At 69.4% G+C, this 26,741-nt stretch carries 18 protein-coding genes; 6 read left to right on the top strand and 12 right to left on the bottom strand.

The window, feature by feature from the left end; translation table 11 throughout:
- The first annotated feature begins 214 nt into the window (after nt 1–214).
- The gene (locus AB0C62_RS40605; protein WP_362982139.1) at nt 215–1,501 is read left to right on the top strand and encodes an ankyrin repeat domain-containing protein; all 1,287 of its coding nucleotides are present in this window, start codon (nt 215–217) and stop codon (nt 1,499–1,501) included.
- A gap of 48 nt (nt 1,502–1,549) precedes the next feature.
- Here AB0C62_RS40605 and AB0C62_RS40600 read toward each other — a convergent pair whose 3' ends face one another.
- Nucleotides 1,550–2,392, bottom strand: a complete 843-nt coding sequence (locus AB0C62_RS40600; RefSeq protein ID WP_362982137.1) for a helix-turn-helix transcriptional regulator — start codon at nt 2,390–2,392, stop codon at nt 1,550–1,552.
- Nucleotides 2,393–2,505: 113 nt separating this feature from the next.
- On the opposite strand from AB0C62_RS40600, the gene AB0C62_RS40595 reads away from it, so the two are divergent.
- Complete coding sequence (locus AB0C62_RS40595; protein ID WP_362982135.1) at nt 2,506–3,099, top strand: NAD(P)H-dependent oxidoreductase; 594 nt, start codon at nt 2,506–2,508, stop codon at nt 3,097–3,099.
- Between the two features lie 189 nt (nt 3,100–3,288).
- Here the strand turns inward: AB0C62_RS40595 and AB0C62_RS40590 are convergent, their stop codons facing one another.
- Together AB0C62_RS40590 and AB0C62_RS40585 are read right to left on the bottom strand one after the other, a co-directional pair.
- Nucleotides 3,289–4,380 carry a HAMP domain-containing sensor histidine kinase gene (locus AB0C62_RS40590; RefSeq protein WP_362982133.1) on the bottom strand — a complete coding sequence of 364 codons (1,092 nt, stop codon included), beginning with the start codon at nt 4,378–4,380 and terminating at the stop codon, nt 3,289–3,291.
- A 10-nt stretch (nt 4,381–4,390) separates the two neighbouring features.
- Nucleotides 4,391–5,086, bottom strand: a complete 696-nt coding sequence (locus tag AB0C62_RS40585) for a response regulator transcription factor (protein ID WP_362982131.1) — start codon at nt 5,084–5,086, stop codon at nt 4,391–4,393.
- Between the two features lie 409 nt (nt 5,087–5,495).
- On the opposite strand from AB0C62_RS40585, the gene AB0C62_RS40580 reads away from it, so the two are divergent.
- Nucleotides 5,496–6,494 (top strand): endonuclease/exonuclease/phosphatase family protein, encoded by a 999-nt coding sequence (locus tag AB0C62_RS40580; RefSeq protein ID WP_362982141.1) that lies wholly within the window; start codon nt 5,496–5,498, stop codon nt 6,492–6,494.
- Between the two features lie 148 nt (nt 6,495–6,642).
- On the opposite strand, the gene AB0C62_RS40575 is transcribed toward AB0C62_RS40580, so the two are convergent.
- The 4 genes from AB0C62_RS40575 to AB0C62_RS40560 form a co-directional block, all read right to left on the bottom strand.
- A complete protein-coding gene (locus AB0C62_RS40575; protein WP_362982129.1) occupies nt 6,643–7,857 on the bottom strand; it encodes an SGNH/GDSL hydrolase family protein in 1,215 nt (404 codons plus the stop codon).
- Entirely contained in the window at nt 7,854–10,232 is a 2,379-nt protein-coding gene (locus tag AB0C62_RS40570; RefSeq protein ID WP_362982127.1) for a glycoside hydrolase N-terminal domain-containing protein, read from the bottom strand. Before AB0C62_RS40570 ends, AB0C62_RS40575 begins: the two co-directional genes overlap by 4 nt.
- Before the next feature lie 63 nt (nt 10,233–10,295).
- Entirely contained in the window at nt 10,296–12,107 is a 1,812-nt protein-coding gene (locus AB0C62_RS40565; RefSeq protein ID WP_362982125.1) for a CBM35 domain-containing protein, read from the bottom strand.
- Between the two features lie 45 nt (nt 12,108–12,152).
- Complete coding sequence (locus tag AB0C62_RS40560; RefSeq protein WP_362982123.1) at nt 12,153–13,364, bottom strand: ROK family transcriptional regulator; 1,212 nt, start codon at nt 13,362–13,364, stop codon at nt 12,153–12,155.
- Between the two features lie 177 nt (nt 13,365–13,541).
- Between AB0C62_RS40560 and AB0C62_RS40555 the strand changes: the two genes are divergently transcribed.
- Nucleotides 13,542–15,674 carry an alpha-galactosidase gene (locus AB0C62_RS40555; protein WP_362982121.1) on the top strand — a complete coding sequence of 711 codons (2,133 nt, stop codon included), beginning with the start codon at nt 13,542–13,544 and terminating at the stop codon, nt 15,672–15,674.
- A 520-nt stretch (nt 15,675–16,194) separates the two neighbouring features.
- Nucleotides 16,195–16,701 (top strand): hypothetical protein, encoded by a 507-nt coding sequence (locus tag AB0C62_RS40550; protein ID WP_267052037.1) that lies wholly within the window; start codon nt 16,195–16,197, stop codon nt 16,699–16,701.
- An 82-nt stretch (nt 16,702–16,783) separates the two neighbouring features.
- Here the strand turns inward: AB0C62_RS40550 and AB0C62_RS40545 are convergent, their stop codons facing one another.
- The 4 genes from AB0C62_RS40545 to AB0C62_RS40530 all read right to left on the bottom strand — a co-directional run bounded on the left by AB0C62_RS40545 (nt 16,784) and on the right by AB0C62_RS40530 (nt 24,207).
- Nucleotides 16,784–18,034: a hypothetical protein gene (locus AB0C62_RS40545; protein ID WP_362982119.1), complete on the bottom strand. Its 1,251-nt coding sequence runs from the start codon at nt 18,032–18,034 to the stop codon at nt 16,784–16,786.
- 210 nt (nt 18,035–18,244) lie between these two features.
- Complete coding sequence (locus AB0C62_RS40540) at nt 18,245–20,986, bottom strand: lectin (protein WP_362982117.1); 2,742 nt, start codon at nt 20,984–20,986, stop codon at nt 18,245–18,247.
- An 820-nt stretch (nt 20,987–21,806) separates the two neighbouring features.
- Nucleotides 21,807–23,162, bottom strand: coding sequence for a beta-1,3-glucanase family protein (locus AB0C62_RS40535; protein ID WP_362982115.1), 1,356 nt, complete (start codon nt 23,160–23,162; stop codon nt 21,807–21,809).
- A gap of 286 nt (nt 23,163–23,448) precedes the next feature.
- Nucleotides 23,449–24,207, bottom strand: coding sequence for a DeoR/GlpR family DNA-binding transcription regulator (locus AB0C62_RS40530; RefSeq protein ID WP_362982113.1), 759 nt, complete (start codon nt 24,205–24,207; stop codon nt 23,449–23,451).
- A gap of 73 nt (nt 24,208–24,280) precedes the next feature.
- Between AB0C62_RS40530 and AB0C62_RS40525 the strand changes: the two genes are divergently transcribed.
- Nucleotides 24,281–25,471 (top strand): MFS transporter, encoded by a 1,191-nt coding sequence (locus tag AB0C62_RS40525; protein ID WP_362982111.1) that lies wholly within the window; start codon nt 24,281–24,283, stop codon nt 25,469–25,471.
- 57 nt (nt 25,472–25,528) lie between these two features.
- On the opposite strand, the gene AB0C62_RS40520 is transcribed toward AB0C62_RS40525, so the two are convergent.
- Complete coding sequence (locus AB0C62_RS40520; protein WP_362982109.1) at nt 25,529–26,098, bottom strand: PQQ-binding-like beta-propeller repeat protein; 570 nt, start codon at nt 26,096–26,098, stop codon at nt 25,529–25,531.
- Nucleotides 26,099–26,741 lie beyond the last annotated feature (643 nt).

Genomic DNA, 26,741 nt, shown 5'->3' with positions numbered 1-26,741 from the left:
TCCCCAACATCATCCACCCACCCATCCTCACCACCCTCAACCTCACCCCCCAACGCGGAGCCACCACCTACCACGAAATCCAAAACAACCAAACCGCAACCAACGAACCCAACAACACGACTGCCACTGCCTAAAGCACAACCACTGCCGCCCGCGACCCCCACCTATCGCTGCTTGACTGGCAAGCGCACAAGCGCAACCAGGGGAACGGAACATGGCCGAGCATCCACTCATCACGGCAGTACGAGGCGGCCACGAAGACACCGTCCGGCTCCTGCTCGACGACGGAGCCGATCCCAACACCACCGACGAACACGGCATACCCGCACTTTGCCTGGCCATCACGGCATTCCACTCATCGATCGCTTCGTACCTCATGGCGAGCGGAGCGGATCCCGACTGCCCCCTGCCCGACGGAACCACGCCCCGGCTGAGGGCCGTAGACAGCGGCTCCATCGCCCTCGCCTCGTCCCTGCTCGGCGACCCAGCCCTTGTCACAGAACCAGTCCGAGCAGCGCTCCTGGTACGCGCCCGCCAATGGCACAAGACCGGCCCGATCGCCATGCTCCGCGAACGGACCGCCTCCACCGATCCCGTCGAGCGCCTCCGCGTCCGGGACGCGCCATGGTCCACCGAGTACGACGAGATCCGGCTCGGCGGAGAAGCCGTCCGCGACGGCCAGGCAGGGACACTCACCTACCTCGAAGAGTGCTTCGGACTGCACCTCCAGATTGTCGAGTTGGCCGACCGAGCCTGCGCGCTTGAGTACCCCGACCGGGAACACGCCTCCTGGTACCAGATCACCAACACCCTCGCCGAGAGGCAGGACGACGAAACGTGGGAAGCCGCAGCAGCCCTGCGAACCCACCCCGACCCACTACACCGCCGCTTCGGCCTGGAAGTGCTGATCTCCCTCAACCTCACAAGCCCCCTTTCTCACCACCCCGGCCCCTTCGAGAAGCGCACCCTGGATTTCCTCATCGACCGAGTGGCAAAAGAGCAACACCCGGACGTCCTGGCCGAGATCCTGGCCGGCCTGGCACACCACGACGACCCCAGGATCGAACCCCTGGGAATCACCTACACCGCTCACCCCGCCCCGCAGGTACGCGCCCAAGTACCCTCGACACTGAAACATCTGTCCTCGCTCAGCTCCGGGCGATGGACCCACACGCCATCAGGACTCGACGCCATGCTCACACTGGCCCGGGACCCTGACCCCGCCATCCGAAAACTCATCGCCTATCAGCTCGCAGAGAGCAGCGACTCGGCGCACCTCGTCGGAGACGTCTTGGCCGAACTCCTCGGCGACGAAGACCAAGTGACCCGCATCTGGGCTGCTTACGGACTGGCCGAGCGCGACGATCCACGCTGCGTCGACGGCGCCCGTCGCGTAGGGCAGGTCGCAGAGTACGACGCCTGGTCCTGGATACTCCGCGCCCCCTCGCGCTACCAAGAACGCCGGCGGAAACAGCCAGAGACCCCAGTCACGCCCGAATAGGCGCACCATCCCCGCTGAACACAACGGCGGCCCGGTCGGATCACCGCCCTACGAGATGGCCCGAAGGCGTCCCTGAAGCCGGTCCCGCTGCCGCAGTTGGTCGAGCGCCCCGGCCGTCGCGTCGTCCGCCGGGAGGAAGACAACCAACTGCTGCGCATCCGAAGGAAGTTCCAACGTCTCGCGGAGCAGGCGGAACTCATGCCCCGCGGGGTGGTTGAGGCGCAGAGTGCCCCGCCGCGGAACCACATGACGGTTCAAGCGGCGCGTGAAGTCCGGGCCCGCGACCGGGGCAAGCTCCGTCGCGAACCACTCCGAGTTCTCGACCGACGGTGCGAGCCAGAGATCGAAGGCCTGCTCGTCGGCGACATCGCCCCAGTCGGCGAAGAAGGACCGGGCGCGAGAATCGGTGAACACATACCGAGTCAGATTCGGGGCGTCCCCGTCCAGCAGCCCGGTACCACTCGTCACCAAGGCGAACCCGCCAGTATGGGCCAAGACATCACCCAGCCGATTGGCCACCATCGCGATCCCCGGCTCCAGGAGCCGAAGCGTCTGCAGCACCGAACTCCGCACCTCACGTCGCGGTGGCACCGGCCGCGTGTGGGCGGAGCACTCCCCTCCCGTGATCTTCGAGAGGTAACGGAGGTGGTCGCGCTCCGCACGGTCGAGGCTGAGGGCGTCGGCGAGCGCGTTCACCACCGGGATCGAGGGATTGCGGTCACGTCCCTGTTCGATGCGGGTCAGGTACTCGACGCTGATTCCGGCGCGCGCTGCCAGGTCCGAACGGCGCAGCCCCGGTGAGCGACGGCGTCCACGCTCCGGCAGCCCCAGCGATGCGGGCTCGATGCTGTCGCGCTTGGCCCGGACGAAATCCCCCAGAGGCGAACCCATGGGCGTGAGCATACGACTCCGGTCGGCCCGCGCGGAGGGCGCAGCGTGGCCCTGCGAGGGCCAGCCTCGGCACGGTCTGGCCGGCGCGGCGCCGCGGCCTGATCGTGGAGGCCATGGAGAACACGTACAAACTCGTGATCATCGTCGGGAGCGTCAGGGAAGGGCGGTTCGGCCCGGTCGTCGCCTCCTGGGTCGCCGAACAGGCCCGTCTGCACGGTGGATTCGATGTGCAGGTCGTCGATCTGGCCGATGTCGACGTTCCGTTGGAACTGCCGGCGGCGTCGCCGAAGTACGCGGGTGACGACTACCCACGCCCGACCGGGATGTGGCCACTGACGTCCGCGTTGCAGAGCGCTGACGCGTTCATCGTCGTCACCCCGGAGTACAACCACAGCTATCCCGCGTCGCTGAAGGCGGCCATCGACTGGCACTTCACCCAGTGGACGGCGAAACCCGTGGCTTTCGTCAGCTACGGCGGTGCGGCCGGCGGCCGGCACGCGGCCCTGCATCTGGAGAACGTGCTCACCGAGTTGCACGCGGTGACGATCCGCGACGGTCTCGCCTTTCCCAACTACTTCACGACGTGGCAGGACGGTCGGCCACTGGACCCCGCCTCCCCGGCATACGCCAAGACCGTGCTGGACCAACTGGCCTGGTGGGCCGCGGCGCTCCGATCGGCCCGCAACGCGACCCCGTACCCGCTGTGATCGGAGCAAAGTGATCAGCTCGGCGTGATCAGCTCGGCGTGATCATCCCGGTGACCGATGACAGGTCCGGAGGAGGTGTTCCGACAGTCCCATGTGCCGCCGGCGTCGTCGGGGCTGTCGCTGTCGGTGCCCGCGGCACTGCCGGTGCTGTCGGCACTGCCACTGCCGTTGGCACCGTCGGCTGATCCGTCACCTGTCCAACTGCACTGTCGCTGCGGGTAGTTCCACGGTGATGTAAAGCCCGCCGGCGGAGCGCGGGGTGAGGGTGAGTGTTCCCTCGTGGGCGCGCGTGATGGTGTCGACGATGGCCAGGCCGAGGCCGACGCCCGCGTGGTCGATGTGTGTCCGCTCGGTGCCGCGCTGGAACGGTTCGGTGAGTGTCGGGACCAACTGCGGAGTGAGCTTCTCGCCGGTGTTCTCGACGGTGAGCACGACGGACTTGGGATGGACGCTGGTACTGACCCGCACGGTGCCCTGTCCGGGCAGGTTGTGGACGATCGCGTTGTGCACGAGGTTCATGGCCAGTTGCAGCAGGAGCGCTGGTGATCCGACCGTGCGAGTGACCTCCCCGTCGGTCTCGATCGTGACGCCGTGCTTCTCCGCCAGAGGGAGGAGTGTCTCTGTGGCTTCCTCCGCCATGAGTGACAGGTCGACGTCTTCTCGCGTGAAGGCCCGTTGGTTGACCCGGCTGAGCAGCAGCAGAGCCTCGGTGAGGTCGATCGCCCGGGTGTTGACGGCGTACAGACGGTTGATGAGTTCGCCGGTGTCGCGGTTCGGGTCGGTCCGGGCCACTTCGAGCAGTGCCTTCGAGGTGGCGAGCGGGGTGCGCAACTCGTGCGACGCGTTGGCCGCGAATCTCCGCTGCTCACCGACGTGCGCCTCGAGCTGCTCGAGCATGCCGTCGAAGACGTCGGCGAGTTCACGGAACTCGTCCTTGCGGCCTGGTAGCCGGAGCCGGTGGGAGAGTGTTCCGTTCGCGGCGGTGCGCGTGGCGTTGGTGATCCGGGTCAGCGGCGCGAGCATGCGGCCCGCGAGAAGCCACCCGCCCACCAGGCCGAGCACCAGGAGGAACGCCAGTACTGCGGCTGCCCTCGGAGCGAAGACGTGAAGGAGGTTGGACCGGATGGGAAAGACGCCATGGGTGGGGGTGCCGCGGGGGACGATGAGCGCGCGCTCGGGGACGTAACGCAGGAGGAACACCCACACCGCGGCGAGCAGCAGGACGCCGGCGACCATGAGGAATCCGGCGTAGCTGAGGGTGAGCTTGAGGCGAACGCTCAAGCCTGGCCGCCTATTCACGGTTCCCTCCTTCACGTCCGGTCTGGGGTGCTGGTTCGATGCGGTAGCCGACGCCGGCCACGGTGGTGATGATCCACGGTTCGCCCAGGCGTTTGCGGAGCGCCGAGACCGTGATGCGCACGGCGTTGGTGAACGGATCCGCGTTCTCGTCCCACGCGCGATGCAGGAGTTCTTCGGCGCTGACGACGCCGCCCTCCGCTGTGGCGAGGACTTCGAGCACGGCGAACTGCTTCCTGGTCAGCGCAACGTAGCGGCCGTTGCGGTACACCTCACGGCGGAACGGGTCCAGCCGCAGCCCGGCGATCTCCCGCACGGGGGGCCTGTTGTGTCCGCGTCTCCGGTCGAGCGCCCTGAGCCTGAGCACGAGCTCCTGTAGTTCGAACGGTTTCGTGAGGTAGTCGTCGGCGCCGAGTCCGAACCCGGTGGCCTTGTCGTCGAGACGGTCGGCCGCGGTGAGCATGAGGATCGGCATGCCGCTTCCGGAGGCGACGATGTGCCGGGCGATCTCGTCGCCGGAGGGTCCCGGGATGTCACGGTCGAGGACGGCGATGTCGTAGGTGTTGATGTTCAGCAGTTCCAGTGCGGTGTCGCCGTCACCTGCGATGTCGGCCGCGATCGCTTCCAGGCGTAGGCCGTCGCGGATGGCTTCGGCCATATAGGGCTCGTCCTCGACGATCAACACACGCATGCCCTCGATGCTACGAGTCGTCGCATATCGCCGGCGTATCGAAAAGCACGTACGTTCCGGCAACATCATCCTGCCTTGACTGGCCGCATGCGTCGGGCCGGTGATGGACCCGGCGAGGCGGACGGGGTCATCACCGGCCCGACGCGTGCGGTCGGCGTAGGCAGGGTCAGGAGTCGGCCGCGCTCGGTCCGAACCCACCCACCGACGACGGCTGCCCGCGCGTGCGTGCCGACCCCACACGAGATCCGAGGATGCGACAGTGACCGGCAGGGAGCGAGGACGGACGGTGACGCAGTTGGATGCGGCGGAGGCCGGGGAGGGAGGGACCGAGCGTCGGAAGGCGGGCTCCGGTGGGAGTCCGGTGGGCATCCGACGGGATACCGGCATCGGCGCAACATGGCGCGCACGGATCCTCCGGGCGGCTCACGTCGCTTGCCGGCCGGATCCTTGGAAGCGCGGCTCGGTGCTCACTGTGATGACGCTCCTCCTGGGCCTCCTCATGCTGCTGCACGCGAGGATCCCGAACCGGATCGGGAACCTCGGCAGCCTGGTGGAGACCTTCCTTCCGTGGTTCGGCGTGTTCATCCCCGTTCTGCTGGCGGGGGCGCTGTGGCGCCGCTCCGCCTCGGCGGTCGCCGCGCTCCTGCTGCCGGTCCTGGTGTGGCTGAACCTCTTCGGCGGGCTGTTCGGCGACAAGTCCCACTCGGGAGGCGACCTCACGGTGGCCGAGCACAACGTCGGCGCCGGCAATCCCGACCCGGCCGGCACGGCCCACGACCTGGCCGACTCCGGGGCGGACGTACTGGCTCTGGTCGAGCTGACCGAGAAGGCCCGGGGCACGTACGAGAAGGAGCTGGGGAGGGCCTATGGGTACCACACGGTGCAGGGCACGGTCGGACTGTGGAGCAAGCTGCCCCTGTCGGACAGTCGGCAGGTCGACATCAAGACGGACTACGGGCCGTTGGCGGCGACCAAGCCGGCCGACGTCACATTGGCCTACGCCCGGGCGTTGCGCACCACGGTGGCCACGGACCGGGGGCCGCTGGCGGTGTATGTGGCCCACCTGGGATCCGCGCGGGTGAATCCCCGGGTGGGCTTCTGGACGGACACGCGGGACAGAAACGCGCAGGCGCTGGGCGAGGCCGTCGCCGCCGATCGCAACGAGCGGGTGGTTCTGCTCGGAGACCTGAACGGCACCACGGACGACCGCGCGTTCGACAGCATCAGTTCGCGGATGCGCTCGGCCCAGGACGTGGCCGGGGATGGCTTCGGCTTCAGCTGGCCGGCGGAGTTCCCGATGGTGCGGATCGACCAGATCCTGGTCCGGGGCGTGACGCCGGAGAGCTCGTGGGTGCTGCCGGCCACCCACAGCGACCACCTTCCGGTGGCGGCCAGGATCAGCTGGTGAACGCCCGCCAAGGCCTGCGCTCCACCAGCTGGGGCTGTCGCTCGGCTTCGTCGACACAGTGTCGGTCGAGCACCTCTCGCCCTGGTCGGACCGTCCCCGAGGAGATCTGCCCCTTTGTTCAGGGCCCCACGGAGACGGTCCGTACGGGTCAGGGGCCGGAAGCACACTCCATGTCTTTCGGGTTCACCGCGTCGGCCATCGCCTGCATCCCTTTGTCGTTCGGGTGCAGATGGTCGCCGTTGTCGAAGAACGGCAGGATGCGCTCGGGGTCGTACGGACTGCGGAGTGCCTTGTCGAAGTCGGTCACCGCGTCGAATGCGCCGCTGTCGCGCACGAAGGCGTTCACCCCCTGCCGGACGGTCTCGGCCGCGGGGTCCCACTCGGACCAGCCCTTGAACGGGCCGATGGTCGCTCCGACGACGCATGTGCCTGCCGCGTGGGCGCGTTCGATGATCTGCCGGTATCCGGCGATCATGTCGTCTGCCGTCACACCGGTGTGCGCCTTGATGTCGTTGACACCCTCGAAGAGGAACACGGTGCGTACGCCGGGGTGGGACAGCACATCCTGGTCCAGCCGGTTCAGGGCGCTGCGGCCGGCGCCGTCGGCCAGGACCTTGTTCCCGGATATCCCCTCGTTCGCCACACCGCGCACGGTGGTGACGGTGGAGGTCCGCAGGCGTCGGGCGAGGTAGTCCGGCCAGCGGCGGTTGAGGTCGGTGCTCGACTGCCAGCCGTCGGTGATGGAGTCTCCGAGGGCGACCACAGCTCCCGTGGTGGAGGGCGCGCGCACGGTCACGGCATCCAGGTAGAACCACGAGCCGGTGGTTCCGGTCCAGTTCGCGGCGCTCTCCTCGGCGGTGTGGTCGCCTTCGGAGACGTACGAGGTCTGCATGGCCATGCCGTGACCGGTGGCCGGACCGGCCGCGTCGGAGCTGTGCAGGCTGATGACCAGGTTGCTCTCGGCTGCGACCTTGCCGGGGAGCGGGTCGCTGTACGCCGTCGCTCCGGCCGGGATGGTGATCGATCGTGCCCCGCCGAACGTCAGTCTCCGGTTGCCGGCGCGGACCAGTCCGGCACCGGAGGACTGTAGTCCGGCATAGACGCTGTCGAAGGTGACGGGGCGGTCCCCCAGAGCGTTGGAGACGCGCACCCTGAGGTTGTCGCCGCCGACGCTCGTGTGGACGACCAGCCGGTAACCGCGGTCCGCCACACCGTCGCCGACCCGGTCGGCCGCCGCGGCCCAGGTGACGACGTCGTGCGTGCCGTTCGCCGCCTGGGCCGTCGAGGTCAGCGGCTGCACGGCCGTGGCCGCTCCCATGACGGCGGCCAGGACGGCCAGCCGCCCGCGCCGTGCCGGCCTCATCGGGTGAAGTCCTTGATCGTGACGGTCTCGCCCCGCTCGAGCGTGAGCGTCCGGGACCTCCCGTCGAAGACCACCGCGGTGGTACGACCACCTGTGCTGGTCACGCGCAGGCGGGTGGGACGGCCCTGCCGCCAGGCCAGATCCACGACGAACCCGCCCCGCACCGGGACACCCTCGACGAATCCGGAGGCTGACCATGCCGAGGGCAGCGCCGGTAGCAACTCCAGGTGTCCGGGGCGGGAGTACAGCAGCATCTCGATCATGGCCGCCGGCGTACCGAAGTTCGCGTCGATCTGGAAGATCCCGCGTCCCTGCTCGGCCTCGTAGATGTCGAACAGGTTGAACGCGGTGCCGTTGACGCCGCCGACGGAGGGGCGCAGGTTGGTGGCGATGAGACGGTACGCCTTGTCGGCGTTCTTGAGCCGGGCCCAGCACAGCGCGCGCCAGGCGTTGGCCCAGCCGAAGCTGTCCATGCCGCGCGCGGTGAGGAGGGCGGTCGCTCCGGCCACGATGTCCTTGGGGGTGGAACCGTCGGGGCGGATCCGGTCGCCGGGGAAGAGGCCGACGAGTGGGGACAGGTGGCGGTGGGTGGTCTCGCCGAGGTTCTCGGGGGACATCCACTCCTCCAGCCAGCCGGTGGTGGGGCTGACCTGGGGCAGGTGGAGGCGGTCACGCAGTGCGCGGATCGTGCGTGCGTGGGCGGAGTCGCGGCCCAACACACGGGCGGCTTCGGCGTAGTTGCCGAACAGGGCCCAGACCAGTTCCTGCGCGTAGGTGATGCCGCGGGCGTCGAGGGGGCCGTGCTCGGGCGACCAGTCGCTGTCGGCGATCAGGACCTCGCGGCCGGTGCCGGGCTCGGTCGTGGTGATCAGCCGGGCCTCCCAGAACTCGCAGGCGCCCTTGAGCAGCGGGTGGATCTTGGCCAGGTACTCCCGCGACCCTGTGTACTCGTAGTGCTCGAACAGGCTGTTGGCGAGCCAGGCGTTGCCGGCCGGGTGCCACCACCAGCCGTTGCCGCCATGGGGGTTGGTGGAGATCGCGACTGTCCAGCCCGCGGTCTTGCCCGTGGAGTTGCGGTACCGGTTGCGCGGGTCGGCGAAGAGGCGGTGCGTCAGTTCGGTCCAGGAGGGCAGCTGGGCGATGCAGTAGTCGGCGAAGGCGTCGAAGCACTGCGACAGACCGGCCCGGTCGGCCAGCCAGTAGTTCATCTGGAGGTTGATGTCGGTGTGGTAATCGCCCATCCAGTCCGGGTCGTTGCCGTCGAGCCACAGGCCCTGCAAGCCCATCGGAAGGCTGCCGCGCGAGCCGGAGATCATCAGGTAGCGGCTGTACTGGAGGTAGGCGGCCTCCAGTTCGGGGTCCGGCGCGTCACTCTCGTAGCGGGATCGCAGCCGCGACCAGGTGTCGAGGGAGCGCTGCCCAGTGCTCGACTCCCCCAGGGAGAGGCGCAGTTGGCGGAACAGAGGCTGGTAGTCGGCGACATGGGTGCGCAGGAGGGTGGTGGCCGAGTGGCGTGCGGCAGAGGCGACCTTGGCGCGGGCAAGTCTCTCCGGGTCCAGTGACGGGTCGCGGTAGCGGTGGGCGGCGTCGGGTGCGTAGTTGGTGCCGCCGCTGAGGACGACCGTGAGGTCGGTGCAGCCGGCGAACTCGATGGTCGGGCCGTTTACCTTGACCCGGCCGCCGGAGCCGTACGCCTTGATCGCCGTTCCGTAGCGCAGGCCGTTGGGGAACGAGGCGCCGAACGACTCGGCGCCTGTGAGTTTCTCGCCGTGGCTGCCCGCGAGGGTGACGGTCCCGGTGTACCGGCCGGCGCCGCTCTGCGTGAAGTGCAGGACCATCGCGTCGTCCGGGCGGCTGGCGAAGAGCTGACGCCGGTAGGTGACGCCGGCGTGCACGTAGGAGGTGGTGACGACCGCCTGGTCGAGGTCGAGGGTGCGGCGGTAGCCGGTGACGGCCGAGAGGTCGTGGTCGGGGATGTCCACGGTGAGCCGGGCGAGGAGGGTCAGGGAGCCGAAGTCGGCGCGTCCGTAGGGGAACTGGCCGTCGGCGTCGAGGGTGTCGTTGAGGCCACCGGTCCACAGGGTGGCGTCGGTCACGAGGAGAAGTTCGCGGCCCGGGTCGTTGCTCGCCAGGGCGCCGAGGCGGCCGTTGCCGACCGGCAGGCCCTGCTCGATCATGGAGTGTTCGTCGCCGGGGGCCTGCCACCACAGTTGGTCGGCGGTGGTTCCGGTGGCCTGCGAGGTGCCGGCGGTGGGGCGGATCGGCGCGGCGGAGGCGGTGAAGGCGGGCAGTCCGCCGAGTGCCGCGGTGAGACCGGCGGTCGCGGCGAGCGACAACGCCGTTCTCCTGCTGGGGTGGTCCGGACGTGCGTTCATGGCGGCTCCAGAAGTCGGTCCGGTGGCCCGGCCCGGCGGGCCGGACCGGGCCACCGGGTGGTGTCAGGAGGACTTCGGTACGTCGATCCGGTCGATGTCGGGGGCGTAGCCCGTGCCGCTGTCGAAGGTGACGGTGTTGGCCCCGGCCTTGAGGGTCACCGGGACGTAGACGCTGTTCACGGTGGACCAGTCGCCGGTGGAGGGGAACTTGTGGCCGGTGGCGCCGCCGCCGTTCGCGGAGATCAGGGCGGAGCGGGCGTCACCGCTGACGTAGGACACCTTGAGCTGGTACTGGCCCGCCTTGGGGACGACCACGTCGCCGATGGTCAGCTTGCCGCCCTGGTAGAGGTTTCCGACCTTCTTGCCGCTGGAACACGCGCCGCAGTCGGCGACGGACGCGTTGCCGGCGAGGGTGTTGCCGCTCGCCTCGGCCTCGATGGCTGTCCAGGCGAGGGAGCGGCCGTCCGGGGTGACGGTGAAGAGCCGCGAGCCGTGGGCGGGCAGCGCCTCGGTGACGCGGTCCGTGCGCGTGCCGAGGTTCTCGCGGTTCCACAGGTCGCGGACCTTCGCCTTGCCGGTGAAGCCGAGCGTGGAGAAGTCGGCGCTCACGGAGGCGGGACGGTCGGCGAGGTTGAACAGGGCGACGGTGTAGGTGCCGTCGTGGTTCCTGGCGGCCCACACCTGCTGCGGGTCGGAGGGGGTGACGGGGGCGGCGGGTGGGTTGGGGCCCTGGTCGACGGCGAGGACCTCGGGGTTGGTCAGCAGGGAGATGCCGTAGGAGTCGAGCTTGGTGAGGTCGTCGCCCGTGTAGAGCGGGGACTTGGCGATGGACCACAGGGTGGCGTAGGTCTGCCGCTCGGCCTTGGTGAGGCCGTCCATCTCGCCATTGCCGACGTCGAGGGAGTCGAGGTCGTTCCAGCCGCCGGGGCCTGCGTGCCGGGTCCAGGCCGGGGTGTCGTCGAAGCGGTCGTCGACGGAGTTCTCCCAGCTCACCAGGGTGTTGCAGTAGCACTCGACGTCGGTGTCCACACGCCAGCCGTTGGAGTGCTTCTTCCAGTCGGCGGCGTGGCCGATGTCCAGCGACCAGGAGATCTCCAGGTGGATCGGGCGGCCGACGGCTGCGATGGCCTGGTGCCAGGCGGCGACGTCGGCAACGTTGTCGTAGTTGTCACCGCTTTTGAAGGAGCCGGGGCCGACGCCGTCGAGCTTGAGGAAGTCGTAGCCCCAGTCGGCGAACATCTGGGCCTGGGAGTCGATGTACTTCTGGGCGCACGGATCGGTGAAGTCCAGCTTGTAGGCGCTGTCCCAGCCGTTGGTGGTGCGCAGGTCGCCGTAGACGATGTCCGCGGTGGTGCAGCCGGGGGCGTTCCAGATCGGCGCCTTGCCGTCGTCGTAGGCCTCCTTCTCCAGACCGACCGGCAGGTAGACGCCCGCCTTCAGGCCCTTGGCGTGGATGTGGTCGGCGACGGCCTTCATGCCTCGCGGGAAGCGGCCGGGATCGGCCTTCTGCCGGGCGTACTGGTCGAACTCGGGCTTCCAGGCGTTGTCCCGCCACCAGCCGGCGTCGATGTTGACGTGGTCGTAGCCGTACTTCTTCAGCTTGGTGGCGAGGGCGTCCGTCTGCTTGAGGACGTTGGCCTCGGTCAGCCAGCTGTAGTCGCCGTCGGTGTTGAGGCCGGGGTACTTCGAGGACTGCATGCTCCAGCTCGACCAGCCCATGTAGGGCTTGGCCGCGAGCGGGTCGGTGCTGGCGTCGGGGGTGGTGGGTGCCGCCTCGGCGGTGGTGGCGACGCCGATGGTGCCCGCGCAGAGGGCGAGGGCGGCCAGGGTTCTCAGGACGCGTCGGGGCGTGGCGGAGTACGAGGGTGACCGCATGGGTCGGGCCTCCTGGGGTTTCGGTGGGGGGTGGTGCGGGGCGGCTCAGCCCTTGCCCGAGCCGGTGGTGAGTCCGCTGGGGAACTGGTGGTTCGCGCTGATGAAGGACTGGATGGCGGTCGCGGCGGCGCCGCGTGCCCACTGCTCGAAGGGCAGCGGGCGGGTGTGCACCTCGCACCGGGCGGCGGATCCGAAGGCCGCCGCGGCGAAGGCGTCGCGGATCTGGTCGGCGAACAGGTCGTAGGCGGCGAGGCCCTCGCCGGAGATGATGACGCGGGCGGGTCCGAGCAGGTTGGCGACGGTGGCGATGCCCTTGCCGATCGCGTCGCCCGCCGCCGCGTACACGGCTCGGACTCTCGCGTCGCCCTCGTGGGCGAGGTCGATGGCCTGCGCGATGTCGGTGACTTCCACGCCGGTGACCTCCCGTACGCGGGTGAGGATCGCGCCGTCCGCCGCGATCGCCTCCACGCAGCCGCGGTTGCCGCAGTGGCAGAGCGGGCCGTCCGGGTCGACGGTGACGTGGCCTATCTCGCCGGCCACGCCGTGCGCGCCGGCGACGACCCTGCCGTGCACCACGAGACCGCAGCCGATGCCGGCGCCCACGGTGACGACGGCGAAGTCCGAGAGTCCGGCGCCACCGCCGAACCACTGCTCGGCGACGGTGAGGGCACGCACGTCGTTGTCCAAGGTGACCGGCAACCCGCATGCCAGGAAGGCGAGTTCGGCGAGCGGCACGTCGTGCCAGTCCAGGAAGGGCGAGTAGCGCACGGTTCCCTCGGCACGGTCCACGTCTCCGGACACGGCGATCCCGAGTCCGAGCACCGGGACGCCGAACCCCTCGGCCTCCGCGAGTAGTTCGCGCACGAGTTCCGCCGCCGAGGAGAGGACCTCCTCCGGGGAGCGGCCGCGCAGCGGAAGACGGCGGTGGGCGCGGACCCGGCAGCACAGGTCGGCCAGTACACCGATGATCTCGTCGCCGGTGACCTTCAGACCGACGAAGAAGGCCCGTCCGCCGTCCACCCTCAGGAGGTTGGCGGGTCGGCCGAGTGCGGGGGGTGCCTCCTCGTTGGCGTCCTCCAGGAGATAGCCGGCCTCCAGCAGGGGCCGAACCGCCTTGGTCACGGCGGCCGGCGACAGGCCGGAACGTCCGGCCGCCTCCAGCCGGGTGAGGGGGCCGTGCACGAGAACCGTGGTGAAGACGTGGGCGGCGGCCGGCGTGTTGGCCGGGAACGTCTCCACAGCGGTGGGCGACTGCATGGCCGGGAACCTATGACTGTTAATTTCCACTGTCAATGAAAGAAGTCGGATTCGTTGGACGCGTCCTGTGAACCACGGTCCGGCTTCAAATCTCTTCCGTGCAGCAGGGGTTGACAGGAAATCCAAGGAGGCGCTTGGCTTCGGTGCGCGTTAGCCACCCTCTGGATCGTGAGGCCCATGCCGTCGCCCATCTCCCAGTCCCCGGCCACCGGCGTGTGGCTGCTGACCACTCCGCGTACGTCGTACGCCCTGCGGATCGACGAGACCGGTGCCCCCTGCCATGTGGCTTGGGGACCCCGGCTGACCATCGAGGAGGCGGACGCGCTGGTCGAGCCGGCGAAGGAACCGCCCAGCAGTTTCGAGGGCCGGCCCGCGGTGGGCGAGGAGCTGCCCGTCGACGGAGGGACTCGCTACGGACCGCCGTCCCTGCAACTCCGCTATGCCGACGGCTCGCGTGGCTTCGAATGGCTGCCGACGGACCACCAGGTCAGGCAGGACGGCCCGATCGCCGAACTCGTCCTCGGTTTCCGCGACCGCCTCCACCCGGTCGACGTCGCCCTGCACTACCGGGTGCGTGCCGACACGGACGTCATCGAGCGCTGGACCGTGGTGCGCAACGCCGGGGACAGCCCGGTGGAGCTGCTGCGGGCCGACTCCGCGGGGTGGACGCTGCCACCACTGGCGGACTACCGCCTCAGCCATGTCACCGGGCAGTGGTCCGCCGAGAGCCAGCTGCGTCGGGAACCGGCGCCGTACGGCGAAACGGTGCTGACCAGCCGGCGCGGGATCACCAGCCACCACGCCAACCCCTGGGCCATGCTCGACGACGGGAAGGCCGACGAGGACCACGGACGGGTGTGGAGCACGGTGCTCGCCTGGAGCGGGAGCTGGCGCCTGACCGTGCAGCGCACCCCGGACGGGCGCGCGGGCCTGACCGGCGGTGCGGGACACGACGGTACGCGCGTGCCGCTGGGGCCGGGCGAGGAGTACACGACGCCCGTCCTCGCCGCCCTGTGCAGCGACGGCGGGTTCGGGGCCACGAGCCGCGCCTGGCACGCCTACGTACGCACCCACGTCCTCCGGCACGCGGACGAGACCGCTCCCGTGCTCTACAACTCCTGGGAGGCCACCGGCTTCGACGTGACCGAGGCCGGCCAGCTCGCCCTGGCCGAGCGCGCGGCCCGGCTCGGGGTCGAGCTGTACGTCGTGGACGACGGCTGGTTCGGCGCCCGGCGCAGCGACCGGGCCGGCCTCGGCGACTGGACACCGGCGCCGGACCGTTTCCCTGCCGGGCTCGGCCCGTTGGCGCACGCCGTGCACGACCTCGGCATGCGGTTCGGCGTCTGGGTCGAACCGGAGATGGTCAATCCCGACAGCGACCTGTACCGCACCCACCCCGACTGGGTCCTCCACGTGCCCGGCCGCACCCGTACCGAGATGCGCAACCAGCTCGTCCTCAACTTCGCCCGGAAGGACGTGGCCGACTGGGCGTACGACTGGCTGACGCGCCTGGTCGCCGACAACGCCGTCGACTTCCTCAAGTGGGACATGAACCGCGCTTTCGGCGAGGCCGGCTGGCCGGGCGAACCGGGCGGTGACGACCGGCTGTGGACCCGGTACGTCACCGGCCTCTACGACGTCCTCGACCGACTCCGAGCCGACCACCCGGGACTCCGCATCGAGGCGTGCAGCGGTGGCGGGGGCCGGGTCGATTCGGGCATCCTCGCGCGCACCGACCAGGCCTGGGTCTCGGACAACACCGACGCGGTGGACCGACTGGCGATCCAGCACGGGTTCGGCCAGGTCTACCCGGCCCGGGTGATGTCCGCCTGGGTGACGGACGTACCGAACCAGCTCACCGGACACTCGGTCCCCCTCCGGTTCCGCTTCCACGTCGCCTGGGCCGGGCTGCTGGGTATCGGCGGCGACCTGACCCAATGGCCGGACGAAGACCTCGCCGAGGCGGCCACGCTCGTCGCGGAGTACAAGGAGGTACGGCATCTGGTCCAGCGGGGACAACAGTTCCGGCTCGGTGAACCGCTCGGCGAGGCTGTCTCGGCCGTGCAGTATCTCGCCGAGGATGCGGGAGAACTCCTGCTGCTCGCCTACCGGCGCAGCCCGCGCCACGGCACCCCCCGACTCCCCGTCCGACTGCGCGGCCTGCCGCCGGGCGCCCGCTACCGGAACGTCGCGACCGGCACGGTGCACCACGCGACCGTACTCACCGAGTACGGACTGGACATCGACCTGGCGAGCGGAGAGTGGGCCAGCGCCGCGCTGCACCTGGTCCGGCTGCCGGATGGCGAGTGAGCCGGGCCGCACACATCGGGTCGCCGAATCACGCACGAACGGGAAGCGCGCGCAGAGCGGGTGGAAGCCCGGCGGCCTGGCCCGACAACTCGGGTGCGGCTGAGGTATTTCGGGGCAGCGGTAGCCGGGCGCGAAGGCCATCCACGACACGACCACCTGACGACTTATCAGGTGATCCGACCGACGACCAGAGCCGGGCGAGTGGAGGGAGTGGTGCCGGCGGGTGATCGGGTCGCAGGCTGTGTGGTTGTGCGGTTCGCTCGGGCTAGGAGAAGGGGGCCGGATGTTCGAGTGAGAGGCTTGCCCGACCATGTTCAAGACCGCGCTGCGGATCGCTTCCGCCGCCTCCCTTCTTGTCGCTTCACTGAGCTTCGCCGCTTCCGCGGATGCTGCGACGGATCCGTTCCCGGGGACCCCGGAGCAGATCCGTGACACCGGACCGTGTGGCCCGACAGGTGGCTACCGGTCGTCGGAGTGGTCCCGGACGACCACGAATCGCGCCCTTCGGCCGCAGGTCGACGTGGCCGCGCTGCGCGAGGGCTGGTACTGGCGCCACGACGACAACACCCTGTGGCGCGGCGACACCCGGCCGGACCCGCAGGCCATCTTCCGCAGCGGGTTCACGCCTCTCGGCACGGACCTGACGCCGCTGTCGAAGTGGATCATCGGTGGGGGTGGCCAGAACTCCGCGCACCTGAGCACGTCGTGCGACCGGTGGGTGGCCCAGGGCTTCGCGACGGGGGGCGGCAAGGACGGCTGGGTCTACGCGATCCAGGCACCGGGCGGGATCGACGTGAACGCCACGGCGCGGATGACCGGCATCCAGTCGCAGTACCTGTGGAACAAGGAGATCGACTTCCCCGGCGGGGTGCAGGGCAGGTACATCGAGGGTGCCTGCCAGTACCACTGGGCCGGTCAGGACCCCGAGACGAACGCGAACATCTACAAGAACCTGGGCTGCGTCACGAACAAGGACTTCCGCCCCGTCGACAACCGACAGACCGCTCAGGCCGCTCCCTCCCACTGAGCACCGGAGCATGCGCGGCGGGACCGGCCCGGGCACGCTGGTCGGTCCCGCCGGTCGCCACGAAGCGGGCGCGGGCAGCCGTTCAGGCCGCGGCGCGCTTCAGGCGGACAATGACGGGGGCGCTGAAGGGATCACCGCTCTGGTTCACCTCGACCTGGCCCGCGCCCAGCCACTCGTCGGTGCCGGGCACCCGGTGGATCTCCTCCAGCCACAGTGACTGGTTCGAGGCCGGCCGCGCCCCGGTCGACGCGGGCAGGCGGTGCCGCCCGATCTTCACGCAGGTGCCGTCATCGGTCAGGTACCAGTTGCCGTTCAGGAACAGCCCGTTGTCGTCCCGTCCCACGGGAGTCCGCCAGTCGCATCCGCCGGGCGCGGGATTCTGCTCGGCCCACTTCGACCCGTCCCACCGGAGTTGGATGAACTCGTCCGCGGGTTCGTTGTCGATCTCGCCGTGGTTGAAGCTGTTGGTTCCGTAAGCACGTACGTCATCGCCCGCGAACGCGAAGACATGGAGGAGGCCGGCGCCGGGCTCCGGCGGGAGCGGCTCGTCGAACCGGGCCTGAGGCGTGTCCACCGGCTTCCAGGACACGCCGTCCCAGTGTGCCGAGGCGGGTTGGCTGTAGCGCTCCCCGCCGGCCAGGTCGGTGCCCGGCCCCGTGTCGCGGCCGCCGACCGCCCACACGTCCCTCGGTCCCGCCACGGCGAGGTCCGCCATGGGGAACGGCAGTCGGGTCGCCGACCACCGGCTGCCGTCCCAGTGCTGGGCGGACTGCTCGCCCACGAGGGTCCAGATGTCGTCCGGGCCTGTCGCCCGGAAGACCCCGGCCTTGCCCGGCGGGGGGTTCGGCACGGCGGACCATCGGATGCCGTCCCACCGTGCCCAGTTCCGATCAGAGCCACTCGCATCACTCTGCGGTCGCAGCCAGAGCTGGTTCTCCCCGACCTCTTCGAACCTGGGCGGGTAGAGACTGTCGCCCAGCGCGGCGGGGAGGGGCTCCTGCTTCCAGCCCGTGCCGTCGTAGTGCAACAGGTGAGCATTGGCCCGGCCGTTGTTCTCCGTCCCCACCGCCCAGATATCGTCGGCGGCGAGAACAGCTACGTCCTCGAACTTTCCGCTGAAGTCGGCTATGTGCTCGAACTCCCACGTCAGGCCACCCGTTGACGACTCGGCCGAACTGTCCGAAGGCCCGGAACCAGCCGCATCCGCGGAGGCCGTGGCACGGGGATCCCTCGCGTCGTGGCCGGCTTCGCATCCGGAGGCCGTGAGCAGGGTGGCCAGAGCGACGGCGACCGCCGCTCCCCCACGCGTTCTGTTTCCGGTTGATACGAGCATGGTCGCTCCCCCTCGCCGCCCTGTCTGTCTGTCTGCCCTCATCCTCACCGACCGCACCGGACGGAGCGCAACCGGTGGGCCGGCTGCCGTACCGATCGACCGACCGCAGGCCGCGTGCCCGTGTGTCCTGGCCGAGTGGTCAGGACACACGGGCACGCGATGGGCGGAACCGGTCCGGTGGTGGAGGTTCGCGCTACTCGTGCGGAGGACTCACGTCGGCAGTCTCCAGTTCTGGGCGCCTGATCCGTTGCAGGTGTAGAGCTGGAGCTGAGTGCCGTTGGTGGTCGTGGAGTTGGGATCGTCCAGGCACAGCTTGGACTGGGGGTTGACGAGCGATCCGTTGGCTCCGGTGGTCCACTGCTGGGCGCCGCTGCCGTTGCATGTCCACAGCTGGATCAGGGTTCCGTTGGTGGTCCCACTGTGGTCGGCGTCCAGGCATTTGCCGAGCGTCCGGATCGTTCCGTCGCCGGCGACGATCCAGTCCTGGGCGTAGGTGTTGTTGCAGCTCCAGATCTGCACGTGGGTGCCGTCCGTGGTGGCGGAACCCGCGTCGTCCACGCACAGGTTCGCGGCCACCGCAGAGGTGACGGCGCCGATGCGGGGTGAGGCGGGCGCCGTGGTGTCACCGGCGTAGGAGGGTGGCGCGGCCGACGCGGCCGACGCCCAGGAGGTGTTGGCGCTGGTGCCGAGGGTGTAGTTCAGCGTGCCTCCGGCCGTGATCGCGGTGGTGGGGGCGAAGGCGTTGTTCCACGCGGTGCCGTTCCACGTCGCGGACTGCACATAGGGGGCGTTGTCGGCGGCGCCGTTGCCATTGATCGTCAGCGTCTTGCCGGACGGAAGGGTGACCACGGCCTGGGTGAACAGGGGTGAGCCCAGGGCGAGGTCGGAGGTACCCGGGGTCTCCGGGAACATGCCGAGGGCGGACCACACGTACCAGGCGCTCATCGCGCCGAGGTCGTCGTTGCCGTCGGCGAGTCCGGCGGGGGTGTTGGCCCAGATCTGGTCCTGGATCGCCCGTACGGTGCCCTGCGTCTTGTACGGCTGCCCGGTGTAGTCGTACTCCCAGGGCAGTTCGATGCTGGGCTCGTTGCCGACCCACGCGTAGCCTTTGTCGCCGGTGTAGCTGCGCAGCACGGTGTCCAGGTAGTGGTTCATCGCCGTGTTGCCGCCCTTGGCGTGGGCCAGACCACCGACGTTGAAGGGGACCATCCCGGTGTAGATCCAGGAGTCGGCTTCCACCATGTCGGTGCCGCTGGTGGGGTCGAAGCCACCCGTCCAGGAGCCGCCGGCGTTTCTCGGTTCGACGAAGCCGGACGCGGGGTTGAGTACGTTGCGCCAGCCTTGGGCGCGGTTGGCGTAGGTCTTCTGGTGACCGGTGTCACCGAGGGCTCCGGCCAGTGCGGAGATGGCGAAGTCCGCGGTGTTGTACTCCAGTGTCGTGGCGACGGGGCCGTAGAAGTTGCAGCAGCCGTAGGTGCCGTCGTGCGGCATGTATCCGGGTGAGTCGAGGTAGTTGAGCCCCGGCCGGTCGTTGTTGGCCGCGCTCGCCTGTTTGATCATGTCGGCGAGGGCGGTCGTGGTGTCGAAGTCCTTGGCGCCGAAGGCGTAGTAGTCGGCGATGATGGCGTCCGCCGGGTCGCCGACCATGACGTAGGACTCGCCGTTGTTCTCCGACCACTTGGGGAAGACGCCGGTCTGGGCGTAGTCGTCGACCATCGACTGCGCGGTGTCCGAGGCGGCTTGGGGCGCGATCAGGGCTTCGAGTTGGGCCTGCGACCGGTAGATGTCCCAGCCGGAGTAGTTGGCGTAGGCGGCTTTGTGCCCGGTGTCCACGGTGTGGGTCCTGCCGTCGAACCCGTAGTACTGGCCGTTGGTGTCGCTGATGACGTTCGGGTGCAGCAGCGAGTGGTAGAGCGCGGTGTAGAAGCTCTGCTGCTGTGCGGTGGTTCCGCCGGCGATCTGTATCTTGCCGAGTGCGCTGTTCCAGGCGTTCTGCGCGGCGGTGCGGGTGGCGTTGAAGTCCCACCCGGGGTTCTCCGCGGCCCGGTTGGCGGTCGCGTTGGCGACGGAGACGTAGGAGATGCCGACCTTTGCCTGCACCACCGGGTTGTTGGTGGTGTTGAAGATGACGTAGCCGTTCGAGGCAGCGGCGGTCGGGGCCGCACTGTCCTTGGCCGCCTTCGGAGCCGCCGCGGTCGGCATCTTGCCGTGGAGGACCGGCTTGTTGGGCTTCTCGGCGGCGTTCTTCGATGCCGTGGCAGGCTTCGACGGGGTGGCGGCAGACGTCTTGGCGATCGAGGTGCCCTGCGAGGTGAACGGCTGGTCGAAGACCATGTCGAAGTAGACGCTGTACGTGTTGCCGGCGCCGCAGAAGTGGCCGCTGGTGACCTGCCCGCTCACCTCGGTGTTCGAGACCTTGGTGAACTGCGTCGACGTGGCGCCGTTCTGGCTTCCGGTGAGTTTGAAGATCAGGTTGGCCTGGCTGCTCGCGGGGAAGCTGAAGCGCGCCATCCCGCTACGTGTCGTGGTGGTCAGCTCCGTGGTCACCTGATTGTTGAGGGCGACCTTGTACGAGCCTGCCGAAGCCGTCTCGTTGGCGTGCGAGAAGGCGTCCGTCGCACCGGTGTTGACCGTGCCGACCGTGGGCAGCACCGGTATGTCTCCGGCCGCTCCGCAGCCGGGGCCGGCGATGTGGGTGAGGCTGAAGCCGGTGATGGACGAGTCGTTGTACTCGTACCCGCCACCGGGGGGCCGTGAGGGCGTGTCCGGGCTCCACTGGACCATGCCGAACGGGACGTCGGCGCCGGGGAAGTCGTTGGCCTGGTTCGACGTGCCGATGAACGGGTTGACCACCGTGGCCGGTGAGGTGACGAGCGCGGCCTTCTCGGCCGCCGCCGCGGGGGCGCACAGCCCGGCACCGGCCAGTGCCGCAGTGGCGAGCAGAACGGTCAATCTGGCGCCGCGGGATCTCAACCGCCGTGTCATCACGGGGCTTCTCCTCTGGTCGGGAGCGGAAGCTTGACAACGTTGTCGCACACACGAGAGCTGACACCTGGCAAGGAACCGAAATTGACAACGTTGTCGCGCACTCACATGAGGCGCCCAGCGATCCGAACGCCTTGAGGGGCCCCCGAAGTTGTGGACCTGGGGGCGCAGACGAGAACTCCCGGCGAAGCTAGCCATAGGACAGGAGCATGTCAACGCATAGCGCAACGACTTGGCATTCCTTGAACGTTGGCCCGTGAGACTCGCCGGGTATCCCGCCGCGTCCGGCCACCCGACGGCGTACTGCACCGCCACCCTCGACACGGCACGGCGGCGGTGCGGGAGAAACGGGCATACAACAAACCCCGCCTCCAGTGTTCTGGAGGCGGGGCCGTGAGAGCGCCGGGCAGGCCTTGCACCTGCATCTCCCCGCAGGAAGCGGGACGTCTTTCCTTGGACCACCAACGCGTGTCGCTCCTACCCGAGTTCGGGTGGACCGCTCAAGATCGATACTAGCGCACCGAGGGGGCCCGTTCAAACTCGCGTGCGAAGCGGTCTCCGGAGCCACCGCTCCCCCAACACCCGTCCGCGGCACGGCAAGCGGCTTGCTCCGCCCGGCCGGTCCGCGGGCACCGCGAGGGCGCCCGCCGCCCCGGCGCAGGAGCTCACGCCGGGGCGGCGGACAGGCGGGCACCGCGACGCCAGTGCGGCTGGTGCGTGCCGCAGCGACTGCTCCGGCGGGTCGTGGTCGGCGGCGTCGAACCCACCGTCCCGCCCGCAGTGGCCGCTACCAGCCGACGGCGACCAGCAGCCACTGCGGACTGCCGTGGGAGATGAAGGAGGACTGTCCCGCCACATCGTCGTAGGGGAAACCGTAGGCCAGTCCGTTGAGGGCGTTGTCGTGCCAGAACTTGGCGTAGTAGTTCGCGGGCGCGGCCTTGTAGTACTGGGCCGGGTCCCCCTGCTGGGAGCCGGGCAGGGTGGACACGTGACGGTTGAGCGCTGCGCACATGTCGGGGTTACCGGCCAGGGCGGCCGCGCAGCCGAAGATGTCGGAGGTGGCGGCGTTGACGCCGACGGACTGGGCGTACGAGGTGAAGTAGTTGGCGTTGGCACCACCGGCCCGGAAGCTCGGGTCGCTGCCGGGGGCGATGATCCGGTACGGGGCCTGCGTCTGGGACAGCACCTTGAACGGGGCGGGAACGGCGTCGGTGAACCGTTGGAACGTCGCCGCGCGGTCTTCGGCGAAGGTCTGCCGGTTCTCGCCGACCTCGGCGTCGTACCCGTCCTTGCTGTGCAGTCGCATGGCCAGCTTGAGGCCGAAGGCGTCGACCCGGGTGGTGTTGCCGTTGAAGACGTTGTTTCCGACGGTGAACTCGATGAAGTCGTAGTAGGCGCTGTTCGGTGAGCCCAGGTAGAAGTACATGCGCCCCGCGGAGTTGGCCGGCATGTCGAGGTAGGGCTGCTCGGCGATGGAGTGGACCTGGCCGTTGAAGCTCCAGTACACCTGGCTGTCGGGGTACTTGCCGTTGGTGCGGTTGAGGATCTTCACCTCCACCGCGTTGTTGGCGGCGGGGATGTCGCTCGTGCTGCCCCAGAAGCTGTCGGGCGGCGTCGTACTGCCGGGGCCGTAGACCTGGAACTCCCAGAGGGAGTAGCCGTAGGGAGTGGCCCGGGCCGTCCCGGAGAGGCGGACGTATCTGCCGCTGCCGGTGATGTTGAGGGTCTGGGTGCCGCCGGTGGCGGTCGTCGTGGAGTACACGGTGGCCCAGGTGTTGGCGTCGGTGGAGGTCTGGATCTGGAAGGACTTGGCGTAGGCCGCTTCCCAGTTCAGGGTGACGCGTGTGAGTTGCTGGACGGATCCGAGGTCGACCTGGAGCCACTGCGGGTCGGCGAAGGCCGAGGACCAGCGGGTTCCGGTGTTGCCGTCGACGGCGGCGGCCGCGGGGAAGGTTCCGTTCTCCGTCGACGAGGCGGTCGCGGGCCGCCCCTGGGACAGCAGCTGGTCGGCGGCGTGCGCCGGTGAGGGATTCAGGGCGGCGAAGCACGCTATGAGCAGGACGAGTACCAGACCAAGGGCGGTACGCGTCCGGGCGGTTGCCCGTGATGGTCTGGAAAGGGGCACGCTGGCGCTGAACTGCATGCGGGTTCTCCTCAAGCCGAGGCGGCGCGGTGGGGGTGGAGCAACTGCAGAGTGAGAGCGCTCTCCCGGGTTGTATCTCCGCTCGTTGCGGGCGTCAACAACTGAAGCCGAATCGGCGAGGATTCAAGCTGCGGAGTCGGAACGGGTCTACCGTGGACTCGTGGGACGCCGCTCGCGGATTGGCCTGTACGGACCTTGATCGGACGGCACGCGCACACAGTCGGCCCGCGTTCAACACTTGACGAGGCGGGACGACGGGGCCCCTCGGCTCACATCCGGAGTCCGGTCACACCTGTCGTACGCTCACGCCTGCCGCGGCCAGGGCCTCCGTCTGTTCCTGGGGAGCGTGCTCGTCCGTGACGACCACGTCGAGCGCCGAGACGGGTGTGACCACGGCGAGGGCCGTGCGGGACACCTTGGCGCCCTCGGTGACGGCGATGACGCGACGCGAGGCGGCGATAGCCGCCCGCTTGACCGCGGCGTCGTCCAGGTCGTACGCGGTCAGTCCGTTCACCGCGTCGAGTCCGCAGCACCCGATGAGGGCGGTGTCGAAGCGGAGCGAGGCCAGCGACGCCTCGGTCAGGGGTCCGGTCAGGGCCAGTTCACCCTGTCGCGGCAGGCCGCCCGGGACCAGCAGGGTCAACTGGGGGGAATCGGTGAGTGCGTTGACGGCGTGCAACGACAAGGGCATCACCGTGATCCGGCGGCCCTTCAGCGCACGGGCCACTTCGAGGCAGGTCGTCCCACTGTCGAGGACGACAGACTCGCCGTCCGTGATGAGCTGCGCCACTTCGGCGGCGATGCGCCGCTTGACCTCGAGGCCGTCGTGAACGCGCATCGAGAACGGCGGCTCGTCACCGCGCAGCAGCAGACTCCGCGCGCCGCCCCGGTACCGCTCCAGCACACCCTGGGCCGCCAGAGCCTCCAGGTCGCGGCGGACGGTCATCTCCGAGGTGCCCGTCAGCTCGGCCAGCTCGGCAACGCCCACGCTGCCCGCCGCCTGCACGGCCTCGGTGATCTGCCTCAGTCGATCGGTCCCAGCCATGCCCTCGATTAAACACAATTACTGTTCGAAACGCCACCTTTCAAAACAGGTTTTTGTTCGTTAAGTTTGAACCGTGGAAAGACATCTGCGGGCCGCCCGGCTGGCCACCTTCACCTACTTCGTCCTGAACGGCTCCCTCATGGGGATGTGGATCGTCCACATCCCCACCATCGAACAGCGCGTCGGGATCGATCACGCCACACTCGGCTGGCTCCTGCTGCTCCTGGGCGCGGGCGCCTTCGGAGGCATGCAGGCCGTCGGGCCGCTGACCGATCGCTTCGGCGCCCGCACCATCGTTCCGCTCAGCGCGGCACTGTGCAGCGCCACCGTCGCACTGCCCGGCCTGGCCGGGAACGTGTGGACCCTCGGCGCCGCGCTCCTCGCGCTCGGCGTCGGCAACGGCTGCCTCGACGTGAGCATGAACGCGCACGCCGTCCAGGTGGAGCACGCCTACCGACGCCCCGTGATGTCCGCGTTCCACGCCACCTTCTCCATAGGCGGGGTGTTCGCCGCCCTGGTCGGCGCCGGCACCCTCAGCTGGGGATGGAGTCCCGCGACCACCTTGTCGGCCGTCGCCGCCCTCGGCGCCGCCGCCTCCGTCCTGGCGGCCCCCCTGCTCCTGACCTCGGAGCGGCCACCGGCTCCGCACCCCGCCGCTCCCGCCGCGACAGGCAGGCGCAGGACGCCCCGGCACATCTGGATGCTCGCCGCACTGGCTCTGATGATCATGCTGTGCGAAGGCGTCGCCAACGACTGGAGCACACTCCACCTGCGCCGGGTCCTGGACGCGCCCCCGGCGACGGCAGCCCTCGCGTACGGAGCGTTCGCCACCGCCATGACCGTCGGCCGCCTGCTCGCCGACCGGTTCGCGGCGCGCTACGGCCCCACGGCCATCCTCCGGTACGGGGCGTCCGTCGCCGCTCTCGGACTCGCCGCGGCCGCGCTGTCCGACTGGATCCCGTTGGCGCTGGCCGGCTGGGCGGTGTTCGGAGCGGGGCTGTCCGGCTGTGTCCCGCAGCTCTTCAGCGCCGCCGGGCACGCCGATCAGGACGCCGCGGGCGCGAACGTCTCCCGTGTCGCGGGCCTGGGCTACCTCGGCATGCTCGCCGGCCCGGCCGTGATCGGCCCGCTGACCCGGTTCGTCCCCCTCGACGTCACCTTCTTCCTCCCCGTCGCGTTCTGCGTCGTCGCGGCCTGCTCGGCAGGGATCGTCCGCCCGCGCCCGCACGTCTCGGGGCGGGTCGAGCTGGGGACCGCGGGGTGAGGTGATCCCCTCAAGGGGGCTGCTCCCCGGGCACGCCGGGCGGAGAGCGGTCCGCGTTCACCGTCGAGGCGCCGGCTCCGGGGCGCCGGACGTCGGCAGGGTGTGGAGTGCGCCGTGGGAAGCGGTGGCGTAGATCGTGCGGCCGACGGGCGCGTACGTGGTCGCGAGGATCTGACCGCCGAGATCGAGGCTCTGCAACGAGGCGCCGTCCCGCGCGTCCAGGAGATGCAGGCGGCCCTGCCAGCCACCGGCGTAGATCGCCGAACCGTCGGTGCACAGCGTGAAGAACTCCTCGCCCTCGGCATGCTCCACGCACCAGAGGACCTCGCCGGAGGCGACGCTGCGGCAGTGCACGACACCCGCGGTGTCCGCGATGAACAGCCTGTCGCCGATGCTGAGCGGCGCAGCCACCACCGGCGCGCCGAGTTCCGCCTCCCACAGCGTGGATCCGTCGGCCGCCCTCAAGGACCGGAGGCCGCCGTCCGCGTCGGCGACGACGAGCGCCTGCCCCAGGGCCAGGGGTGAGGCAAGCAGGGCCGCGGGAAGCCGTACGGCCTGCCTCCGGCGGACACCGCCGTTCTCGTCGTCGACCGCGAGCAGTTCACGGCCCTCTCCGCTGTCGCCCACAACTGGCAGCGCTCCGCGAACGAGGCCCGTGAACGGTTCGGGCAGGAACGAGGGGCAACATCCTCGTGGCCGCGACGGCTGCGCGGCTGTGCAGCGATCCGGCGTTGTCCTGAGGGCGTCTCCATCTCTGGGCCCGCTGCTCGACTCCGGTCCGTCTTTCTTCTCTCTTCTTCAACTGGCCTGGCTCAAAGCGGCTCTAGCGGGGATGTCAGCAGTCCGACCCTGGTCGGATAGGCAGGTTGAGCTGGTGAGATGCCGGTCGTGGCTTCTGTTCCCGCGCAAGAGTTGGTGCAAGAGATGTCGCAGGAGATCAGGCAGGAGTTCACGCAGGAGATGTGATGCTCAGCGACGCGCGGTCGGTCTGCTTGGCGTCACGCTGGAGTGTTTCCTTCGACGATGGCAGTGACCTGAACGCTGAAGAACTGTGCCCAGTCATCCTGCTGGCGTCCGAGGAGCGGGTGACTTACATGAGGCGCACCTCGTCCGCAGAGCTCACAGGTCGGCTGCTTGACGTCGGTGCCCTAGTAGGACTCCGTTAGGTCTGTCTTGATCTTGGCTTTGAGTGTGGCCCGCTGGGCAGGGGTTGGTGGCAGGTGGTGCAGACGCTGGTCCAGCACCTCAGGACGTCCTGGAGGGCGTCGAG

The organism is Streptomyces sp. NPDC048643 (assembly GCF_040650615.1).
Taxonomy (GTDB): domain Bacteria; phylum Actinomycetota; class Actinomycetes; order Streptomycetales; family Streptomycetaceae; genus Streptomyces.
Note: the sequence above shows the minus strand (reverse complement) of the source record. Positions and strands in the feature narration are given on the sequence as shown.